Origin of the sequence: Ruminococcus sp. B05 (genome assembly GCF_003628495.1) — a bacterium.
Lineage (GTDB): Bacteria > Bacillota > Clostridia > Lachnospirales > Lachnospiraceae > Schaedlerella > Schaedlerella hominis.
Map to the genome: position 1 here is coordinate 1 of NZ_RBZR01000045.1, position 10,184 is coordinate 10,184.

8 protein-coding genes and 1 pseudogene are annotated in these 10,184 nt (G+C 42.7%); 5 read left to right on the forward strand and 4 right to left on the reverse strand.

Annotation, left to right across the window (positions count from 1 at the left end):
- Positions 1-111: 111 nt before the first annotated feature.
- The 4 genes from D8Q48_RS16450 to D8Q48_RS16470 all read right to left on the reverse strand — a co-directional run bounded on the left by D8Q48_RS16450 (position 112) and on the right by D8Q48_RS16470 (position 3,523).
- A complete protein-coding gene (locus D8Q48_RS16450; protein ID WP_121057301.1) occupies positions 112-849 on the reverse strand; it encodes a DUF6040 family protein in 738 nt (245 codons plus the stop codon).
- Positions 788-2,509 (reverse strand): MobA/MobL family protein, encoded by a 1,722-nt coding sequence (locus tag D8Q48_RS16455; RefSeq protein ID WP_040893156.1) that lies wholly within the window; start codon positions 2,507-2,509, stop codon positions 788-790. Before D8Q48_RS16455 ends, D8Q48_RS16450 begins: the two co-directional genes overlap by 62 nt.
- 328 nt (positions 2,510-2,837) lie before the next feature.
- Positions 2,838-3,152, reverse strand: a complete 315-nt coding sequence (locus D8Q48_RS16465) for a hypothetical protein (RefSeq protein WP_005608351.1) — start codon at positions 3,150-3,152, stop codon at positions 2,838-2,840.
- A 140-nt stretch (positions 3,153-3,292) separates the two neighbouring features.
- Positions 3,293-3,523 carry a helix-turn-helix domain-containing protein gene (locus tag D8Q48_RS16470; RefSeq protein WP_004843519.1) on the reverse strand — a complete coding sequence of 77 codons (231 nt, stop codon included), beginning with the start codon at positions 3,521-3,523 and terminating at the stop codon, positions 3,293-3,295.
- Positions 3,524-3,694: 171 nt separating this feature from the next.
- On the opposite strand from D8Q48_RS16470, the gene D8Q48_RS16475 reads away from it, so the two are divergent.
- From D8Q48_RS16475 to D8Q48_RS16505, 5 genes and pseudogenes are all read left to right on the forward strand, one after another.
- Positions 3,695-4,324: a helix-turn-helix transcriptional regulator gene (locus D8Q48_RS16475; protein ID WP_005608353.1), complete on the forward strand. Its 630-nt coding sequence runs from the start codon at positions 3,695-3,697 to the stop codon at positions 4,322-4,324.
- Positions 4,325-4,410: 86 nt separating this feature from the next.
- On the forward strand, positions 4,411-5,706 hold the full coding sequence (locus tag D8Q48_RS16480; RefSeq protein ID WP_005608354.1) for a tyrosine-type recombinase/integrase: 1,296 nt from the start codon (positions 4,411-4,413) through the stop codon (positions 5,704-5,706).
- Between the two features lie 219 nt (positions 5,707-5,925).
- Positions 5,926-7,320: an FtsK/SpoIIIE domain-containing protein gene (locus tag D8Q48_RS16485; RefSeq protein WP_121057303.1), complete on the forward strand. Its 1,395-nt coding sequence runs from the start codon at positions 5,926-5,928 to the stop codon at positions 7,318-7,320.
- 183 nt (positions 7,321-7,503) lie between these two features.
- Positions 7,504-7,842, forward strand: a pseudogene (locus D8Q48_RS16495) (helix-turn-helix domain-containing protein); the annotation flags it as partial.
- Positions 7,843-7,933: 91 nt separating this feature from the next.
- Positions 7,934-10,075, forward strand: coding sequence for a YtxH domain-containing protein (locus D8Q48_RS16505; protein ID WP_121057305.1), 2,142 nt, complete (start codon positions 7,934-7,936; stop codon positions 10,073-10,075).
- Positions 10,076-10,184 lie beyond the last annotated feature (109 nt).

A 10,184-nucleotide genomic window follows, 5' to 3' on the forward strand; every position in this document is an offset into this window, starting at 1 on the left:
CCATATAGATATTATACCTCTACAGGCACAAAAAATCAAGAGTTACACATGTTTTGTATAACATGCATAACCCCCGATAAAATCTGATCTTTTTATGTTTTTAAAAATCCTTCATGAAACAACCCTGTGACTTATATAGCGTCGAATTGTAAGATATATTCCTTGTAAAATTAACCAAAAGAACAACAGATTTATTGATAATGCTTTTTTAATTACTTCTCCAAAATAAATGATGACAGCCGCACTTGTCAGTATCATCAGTAGGGTAATAACATCCCAACAGTTTTTCTTATATAATTCTATAACCTTTATTTCTATCAGTATTGCCAGTATCCCTGTCCCTGCCACACATATTCCAACAACCAATATCATCAATAACCAATATATGATTCCGGCTATAATCTCATTTGGAATTTTTGTGCTGATTTGTGCCACAGATTGCCCGGCATCAATCGTCCAACCGATAAAAGTTTGTATGAATGATGCTGCATCATGGAAGAATGATTTGCAATCGGAAAGGAACACATCTGACTGTACTGCCTGAAAAAGAGTGGTTGTCAGCGAATACCATGCAAGAAGGAACAAGGTTGTTTGGAACATTACCGTTTTTGCTTTATATTGTCCTGCAAGTTGCTCTTTTTGTGTTTCGTATCTTGCTTTTGCATTCTGATAGGCTGTCCGGTCACAGGCTTCGCATTTTTTATAGAGTACCGGCTTTTCTACCGGTATCTCTACGATTTTCTGATGTGTCCGGGCATAATCCCGTTGTTGTGTTAAGCATCGTATTTTATCTTGACATTCCTCTATCGTGACGTTTGCGCTTCGCAGCTTCTCTTTCTCGCTCCGCAATGCTCTGTCTGCCAGCTTCAAGTCGTTCTTTAATGCTTGAATATTCCCGGCTCTGTTCTCTTTGTTTAATTTCTCGTTCAAGGTCAGAGATTCGTTGAGCTGCGTCTTCAGTTCCACGATAAGCTGGTCTTTCTGTTCCAACTCTTCTTGTATCTCCTCGGTCAAGAGCAGAAGTTCTTCCAACTGTTCGGCGTTCTTTAATTCTCTGGATTCGTTCATCTATATCACGTCCTTTCTCTACCTGCTGTTCCAGTTCAGCAATTCGGTGTTCTGTTTCAGTAATAAACTGTTTTCGCTGTTCAGCTTCTGTGCCAATATCTGCCATTGCTGATTTTCGTTTTCCAAAAGTTCTATCTTCGTTTTCTGTTCTTCCATCTTGGAAAGTAGTTCCTCGGTATTTGGCAAAATGTTGAGCAGCTCGGATAACTCGCTGTTTAATTTTTGCAATTTCTGATTCTGTTCCTGCATAAGAGAGAGTTGGGTGTCCCGGTTCTGCATTTCCAGAAGCATTTCTGCCATTAAGGTCTGCTGTTCTTCGATTTGCCCAATCATGGACTCCATTAAGGGTATAATTTCCCGGCTTTCTTCTAATGTCATTTAATCGCTCCTTCCATAATGATAATGCACCTGATACTTTCCCAAAGGTGTCCAGTATCTTTTGCAATAACGTGTTTTGTTGTTTTATGATTTGATTTTCCGCTACTTTCCACGAACCTTTTATTTCCTGCCCGGCAAGAAACTTTTGTTCAATCTTTCTTGCGTCAGCACCTTCATGGATGGTAGGAATCTGGAGTTTTCCCTGCTTTTCGTAAGAACGGTGATCGACCTGATTATGCAAAGGCAGATGTTCATTACACACCTTTGCCCACTCGCTCCGCCACAGTTCACAGTTTTTTGGATTGTTCCATCCCGTAGCATCGGTCAGTACCCGTTTCCATTGCAGGCGGTTTCTTGCACCAATCTTCTGGATTCCGTTTTCATCTAATACAGGGATACGGATTCCATGACGGTCAGGGTTTTTCTTATCCTGCCACCAGTTCGGATGGGATTCATCAATCACGATATTTCCGCTTTTATCTCTGACAAAATCCCAATCTTTGACTTCTTTCTTCCCCCAAGAATGATCCGGGTTAAAAGGGCGCATTGTCAGAAGCAGATGGACATGAGGATTGCCATCCCCTTTGTCGTGGATACTCCAATCAGCACACATTCCCTTATCCACAAATGTTTTTTTGATATAGTCGGCTGTATATTGAATCTGTTCCTGTCTGCTCCATTCTTTGGGGAGGGCAAATTCAAATGACCTGCCAAGTTGGGCATCTGCACTTTTTTCAATCTTCAATACCTCATTCCATAACCGTTGTTTCTGAAATGTGATTTTAAATTTTTCTAAAGCAGCTTCTTTATCTTCTGACCTTTTGTATCGGACAGATTTTTGAAAGCGTTTTATATTTTCTTCTGGTACTATCTGCCATTCAGGAGGTGCGTTTTCGCACATCATCAGACTGGTGTAGACCACTTCTTTTTTAGAAGTGTAATAACTGATTCGCCCGGTTTCCTCGTTTTTCATCACATCCCCATTGAGATATGCGGAAGCGGAGATAACAGATTTCCCTTTACTTCGTCCGACTATTTTGATTGTGTAATGAAAAATCGCCATGTCTGGATTCCCCCTTTCTGCACATCCGGCATAGATTTCCGGCAACATTGCTTTCAGTTTTAGAAAAAGCAGTATTGCCGGAACGCCCTCTGCGTAAGAGTGCCCTGCGCATAGCAGCCTGCATGGAATGCGCCCCTCTGGCGAAGAGTGCCTCCTGCGGCATGAGCAGGTCTGGCTGAAAGCCCCGCCGACGGAACGAGCCCGGCAAGCGTGAGCGAAGACCGGTTGCCACTTGTGGCAAACTTATTGGGACGACCTCTGGTTGTCCATAAGTGCGCCCTTCATGAAAAAGCAATGAAGGGAATGAAAAACTCATCCCCCCCCGCCATTACACTTCCTCCATATCGGTATGTGTTTCTTTCTGCATTGCCTTTGAAAAAAATTTCCCATTGGCTTCCTGCTTTTTCAGAAAACCAATCAGCTTTGGGATGTCCTCTTCCTCGATAGGCGCACCGAGAACGGATTCCACCGCACCGCCAACCTGACAGAGCCTATGGGTTCGTTTTTTACTTTCTTCGGCTTTCTTTCGTTTCAGAAGTTCTTTCTTCTGTGCTGCATATCGTTTTGCTTTTTCAAGGCTTTCCTGTTCCTTCTTTTCCATTTCAAGCATTCGTTCTTCATAACTTTTTGTTGATTTTGCCATGATTACATTCCCCTTTCTTTTACAAACATAAGTTCTCGGTTGCGTATCAGAAGAAGCACATGGTATAATCTTCTTGCGTGTAGGTATATCATGGCTTCGGTCTGATAGAACCTTTGGCGGTTTCTTTGGAAGCCGCCTTTTTAATTTGCCGCAGTTCTTGTTACGGCTTTTACATTTCCTCTATCCCTCAAATCACGACCTTCATTCGCTTCCATAAACATTTCCAGAATATCGGTTTTAATCAGGACTTTGCGACCAACCTTTAATACTGGAAGTTTCTTCCATTCTACAAGCTGTCTTAAGGTGTTTCTGCCGATTCCCGTATAGTCAGCAGCTTCTTCGATGGATAATGCAATTTTTCTTTGCGTCATATAATCACCTCCTTATAAATTGCATTATGCAATTCTTGTGATGTAAGTATATCCTTTTCATATCTTTTTGTCAAGCGTTACGAAATATTAAAAATAATTTTTAAGTTGCATATTGCAATTACAGAAAAACAATGCTATAATTCATACATACCGAAAAAGGAGGCAGTCAGCATGAAAGATAAAGAACTACGCAAGCTGATAGGCAGCAGAGTAAAACAGCGCCGTCTGGAATTGAATCTGACACAGCCTTATGTCGCAGAAAAGATGGGTGTTACCGCTTCTACAATCCTGCGTTATGAGAATGGTTCGATTGACAATACGAAAAAAATGGTGCTGGAAGGTCTTTCGGAAGCACTCCATGTATCTGTGGAATGGCTCAAAGGGGAAACAGATGAATATGAAACCGACATTACGGATAAGAGAGAGTTACAGATTCGTGATGCGATGGGAGATATTCTGGAACAGTTACCGCTTGCCCTTACCAAAGAAGAAGATGCTTTTTCAAAAGATTTATTACTGCTGATGTTAAAACAATATGGTCTGTTTTTGGATTCCTTCCAGTTCGCCTGCAAAAACTTCAAGGGGAATGCTGGTCAGACGGATATTGCCAAAACAATAGGGTTTGAATCGAATGATGAATATAATGAGATTATGTTCTTAAGGGAAATCACTCACACCATCAATGCTTTTAATGAGATGGCAGACGTTGTAAGGCTCTATTCCAAGAAACCAAAAACAGCAGAACAAAGGCTTGCAAATCTTTTATCAGAAGTCTTATACGAAGATTCCGAATCGGTATAGTAAGACAACCGGAGTTATGATATACTTACACGCACGAAGCATTTCATCAGTTCCGATTGTCTAATATCGAAAGGAGACATACGATTATGGCAAAAGGATCTGTAAGAAAAAAAGGAAAGAAATGGTACTACCGCTTCTATGTAGAGGACGCAAGCGGCAATCTTGTTCAGAAAGAATGCGTTGGAACAGAAAGCAAAAGTGAAACTGAAAAGCTGCTCCGTCAGGCAATGGATGATTATGAGAAAAAGAAATTTGTTGCCAAAGCGGAAAATCTCACAGTCGGACAGCTTTTGGATGTGTGGGCAGAGGAGGAATTAAAAACAGGTACGCTCAGCAATGGTACGGTGGAGAATTACCTCGGAACAATCCGAAATATCAAGAAACACCCATTGGCAGAACGGAAACTGAAAAATGTAACCTCTGAACATTTGCAATCCTTCTTCGATTTGCTTTCCTTCGGGGGAGTTCATCCCGACGGAAAAGAGAGAAAGGGTTACAGCAAAGATTATATCCATTCTTTTTCCGCAGTCATGCAGCAGTCCTTCCGTTTTGCAGTATTTCCAAAGCAGTATATTACGTTCAATCCCATGCAGTATATTAAACTGCGGTATCAGACGGATGAAGTGGATTTGTTTTCCGATGAGGATATGGACGGAAATGTCCAACCAATTTCACGAGAAGATTATGAAAGATTGCTTGCTTATCTGCAAAAAAAGAACCCAGCCGCAATACTTCCAATCCAGATAGCCTATTATGCCGGGCTTCGTATTGGAGAAGCCTGCGGTTTGGCATGGCAGGACGTAAATCTGGAAGAACAATGCCTTACCATAAGACGCAGCATCCGATATGATGGCTCAAAGCGCAAATATATCATCGGACCAACCAAGCGGAAAAAAGTAAGGGTTGTTGATTTTGGAGATACACTGGTAGAGATTTTCCGTAATGCCCGGAAAGAGCAGTTAAAAAATCGAATGCAGTACGGAGAACTTTATCACACGAACTACTACAAAGAGGTCAAAGAGAAAAACAGAGTGTACTACGAATATTATTGTTTAGACAGAACAGAGGAAGTCCCGACAGATTATAAAGAAATTTCTTTCGTCTGTTTAAGACCGGATGGTTGTTTGGAACTTCCAACTACTTTGGGGACTGTTTGCAGAAAGGTGGCAAAAACATTAGAGGGATTTGAAGGCTTTCATTTCCACCAGTTACGTCACACCTATACAAGCAACCTTTTAGCAAATGGAGCTGCCCCAAAAGATGTGCAGGAATTGTTGGGACACTCAGATGTCAGTACCACAATGAACGTCTATGCTCACTCCACAAGAGATGCGAAACGAAAATCAGTTCGGCTTCTTGATAAAGTGGTGGGCAATGACTAAAAAATTTCCCTTATTTCCCTTGTGATTATCTCATAAGGGCAAAAATAAGGGAAACTACATATCATTTCACTAATGGACAGGCGGGAAAGCCTATAAAATGGGGAAAGTTAGAGGAATAATTATATAAATTCCAGTTTGACAACTTCATATCCATATACACAAAGCAGTTAGTCTTAGGATTGACTGCTTTTTTCGTACCCAGAAAGGAGTGATTGATTTATGCGTATGAATTGGAACAAAGGACACCGTATCAGAGCCAGCGACAAGCACCTTGTCTATCACTTTTCCATAGGGATGCTTCTGTTTGTGTTCATGGCGGTTCTCCTGCTATTGAATATCAAACAGCTTATGAGTACCGATTGGAAACATTTCAGCTTGTTAGAGAACGGCTTGACGCTCTCCCCTTACAACTTCATAACCATACTGATAGCGACTGGTGTTTGTACATTGGTCGCTTTTCTGTATTACCGCTTCTGTTACGACAGTTTCAAGAAGCTCCTGCACCGTCAAAAGCTGGCAAGAATGATACTGGAAAATAAGTGGTATGAAGCCGATACCGTGCAAGACAGCGGTTTTTTTACTGACCTGCAAAGCAGATCAAGGGAAAAAATCGTCTGGTTTCCAAAGATTTATTATCAAATGGAAAAGGGACTGCTTCATATCCGCTGTGAAATTACGCTGGGAAAATATCAAGACCAGCTTTTACGGTTAGAGGATAAGCTGGAAAGTGGCTTATATTGCGAGCTGACCGACAAGACCTTACATGACGGCTATATCGAATATACCTTGCTTTATGATATGATAGCGAACCGCATTACCATTGATGAAGTACGAGCAGAGCACGGCTGTCTTAGGCTGATGAAAAATCTTGTCTGGGAATATGACGCACTACCCCACGCTCTGATTGCTGGTGGGACTGGTGGCGGTAAAACCTATTTTCTGCTGACGCTTATAGAAGCCCTATTGCATACCAACGCTGTCCTTTATATCTTAGACCCAAAGAACAGCGACCTTGCAGACTTGGGAACAGTCATGCCTAACGTCTATCACACCAAAGAAGAAATGATTGATTGCGTCAATGCCTTTTATGAGGGCATGGTACGGCGAAGTGAGGAAATGAAGCAACACCCAAACTATAAGACGGGCGAAAACTACGCCTATCTGGGACTGCCACCCTGCTTTCTTATCTTTGATGAATATGTGGCATTTTTTGAAATGCTGGGGACGAAAGAAAGCGTGGGCTTACTTAGCCAGTTAAAGAAAATCGTCATGTTAGGACGGCAGGCAGGATATTTCCTTATCGTCGCTTGTCAAAGACCAGACGCAAAGTATTTCTCGGACGGGATAAGGGATAACTTCAATTTCCGTGTAGGACTTGGACGTATCAGCGAATTAGGTTACGGTATGCTGTTTGGTTCAGATGTGAAAAAGCAGTTTTTCCAGAAGCGTATCAAGGGGCGTGGCTATTGTGATGTGGGAACAAGCGTCATCAGTGAATTTTACACGCCGTTAGTCCCGAAAGGACATGATTTTTTGCTGACTATCGGCTCTCTTGCACAAGCAAGGCAGGACGGGACGGCGACGTGCGAAGCGAAAGGCGACGGCACGGACTAGCCGTTGCTGGTGTGGCGTCAGCCACGCCAGCAGGTAAAACCCCTCGGTATCTAACAGAGGGGTACGTTTGCAAATAGATAATAGACAAAAAACATAGGAAACATAAGGCTTCTGGCATGATTTTCTAGCAAAAATCGGCTGTGAAGTCGTCTTAAAAAACTTCACACTTGACAGATTGGGGGTATGGTTCTGAATGAAGAACAATGGATAAAAGAATTACGGGAGAAACGGATTGCTTACGGTATCTCACAAGGCAGGCTGGCGGTGGCTTCTGGTATCACAAGAGAATATCTCAACAAGATAGAAAGCGGAAAAATGAAGCCGTCAAAGGAACTTCTGGAAACTCTGTATAAAGAACTGGCAAGGTTTAATCCAGAAGCACCGCTTACCATGCTGTTTGATTATGTGAAAATTCGTTTTCCCACGCTGGATATACAGCACATCATCAAAGATATATTAAAACTGAATATCAATTATATGCTCCATGAAGATTACGGACATTATTGCAGGACTTATACGGACGTGTCGGCGTGGTGCAGATACACCCCGTCTTTGAAGAACTGCTACACGCTTTTGATACCAGACCGCCAGTGAAAAGAAATGAGGTGGAGTGATGAAAGAAAGGATAAAAGGTGCGTTCACAAAAAGAAAGATACTTCACGTTCTCAAAATGGCTCTGTTCGTCGTGGCACTTTCCCTTATCCTGCTTTCACTTCTGGGGACGGTGGCTCATGCGACGGGGCTTGTGGACGATACTATCAATGCAGAAAATCTTTATTCCAAATATCCGCTTTCCAATTACCAGCTTGATTTTTATGTGGATAATAGCTGGTCGTGGTTGCCTTGGAACTGGCTGGACGGTATCGGAAAATCGGTGCAGTACGGGCTTTACTGTATCACGAACTTTGTATGGACTATCAGTTTATATTTAAGCAATGCAACGGGCTATGTGGTGCAAGAAGCCTACAAGCTGGATTTTATCAATGATATGGCAGACAGTATCGGAAAAAGCATACAGACCTTGGCAGGCGTTACCGAGAACGGCTTTTCTTCTACGGGCTTCTATGTTGGTTTCCTGCTTCTCATTATCTTAGTGGTGGGAATGTATGTTGCCTATACGGGACTGATAAAAAGGGAAACCAGCAAGGCACTTCACGCTGTTATTAACTTTGTGGTAGTGTTCGTGCTGTCCGCTTCATTTATTGCCTACGCTCCCGACTACATCAAGAAGATAAATGAGTTTTCGTCAGACATAAGTACCGCTTCACTTGACTTGGGAACAAAAATCATGCTCCCAAACTCTGACAGCGAGGGTAAGGACAGCGTGGACTTGATACGGGACAGCTTGTTTTCTATTCAAGTACAACAGCCGTGGCTACTCTTGCAGTTTGGCAATTCCAATATGGAAGAAATCGGGGCAGAACGTGTCGAAGCTCTGGTATCGGCAAGCCCAGAGGACGAGGACGGCGAAACAAGAGAGGAAGTCGTAAAAACAGAAATCGAGGACAACGACAACAACAATCTGACGATACCGCAGGTCATTAACCGCTTGGGTATGGTGTTCTTCCTCTTGTTCTTCAATCTTGGTATCACGATATTTGTATTCTTGCTTACGGGCATGATGATATTTAGCCAGATACTTTTTATCATTTTCGCTATGTTTCTGCCTATCAGCTTTTTGCTTTCCATGATACCGAGCTATGAAAGCATGGCGAAGCAGGCAATCGTAAGGGTATTTAATACCATAATGACACGGGCAGGAATAACGCTCATTGTAACGGTGGCATTTAGTATTTCCAGTATGTTTTACAACATTTCCACAGACTATCCGTTCTTTATGATAGCGTTCTTGCAGATAGTATGTTTTGCTGGTATCTACATGAAATTGGGCGACTTAATGAGTATGTTCAGCTTAAATGCTGGCGACAGTCAAAGCATGGGACGCAGGATATTCCGCAGACCGTATCTGTTTATGCGACATAGGGCTAGGCGTATGGAACACCGTATTGCAAGGGCGGTAAGTGCTGGCGGTATTTCGGGCGGTGTGGCTGGTGCGGTGGCTGGAAGTGCCGTTGCTAACAAACGAGCGGAAAGAAAAAATACGGCTTCTAAAGAAAATCGGGGCAATACCACTTCTAGCATGGGACAGCGTGCAGGCTCAAAGGTGGGTGCTGTCTTAGATACGAAAAATAAAGTGAAAGATAAGGCAAATGCTGTCAAAGAGAATATCAAGGATATGCCGACACAGACCGCTTATGCGGTGTATTCCGTAAAGGAAAAGGCAAAGTCCAGCGTGTCCGACTTCAAGCGTGGCATGGTGCAGGAACAGCAGTCCAGACAGACGGGACGCTTGGAAAAGCAAGAACAGCATAAGAAAAATATCGCTGACAAGCGAATGGAACTTCAAAAGGCACAAGAAGCAAGGCAGGCACAGCGAAAGGCTGACGGATCAGCGACAACGGGAACTACCCGTCCCCATGAGCGACCAGCCACAGCTTCAACCATTCCAAAGCCGAGTGCGAAAAAAATGCAGGAAGTCAAACGTCCTGCCACAGCGACCACTTCAAAAGCAAGTGAGCCAGTCAAGACAACTGTTATCAAAGAGCGTCCGTTATCTTCTGGTGCTTCTGATAGAAAAGCGACCCAGCCTGCACAGCCAGTACATAAGCAGAATGTAGAAAAAGTAGTATCGCAGGAAACACGCCAGAATTACACCAAAGACCGCAGGACAGAGGTTTGTTATGATAAACTATAGTTGTAACAGTAGTGGCTAATAAGATATAATTAATCTCATAAAGGAAAGAGGTATCTACTTATGCCACAAAGTTACACATCAGAATTCAAAAAGAAGATTGTACGTCTTC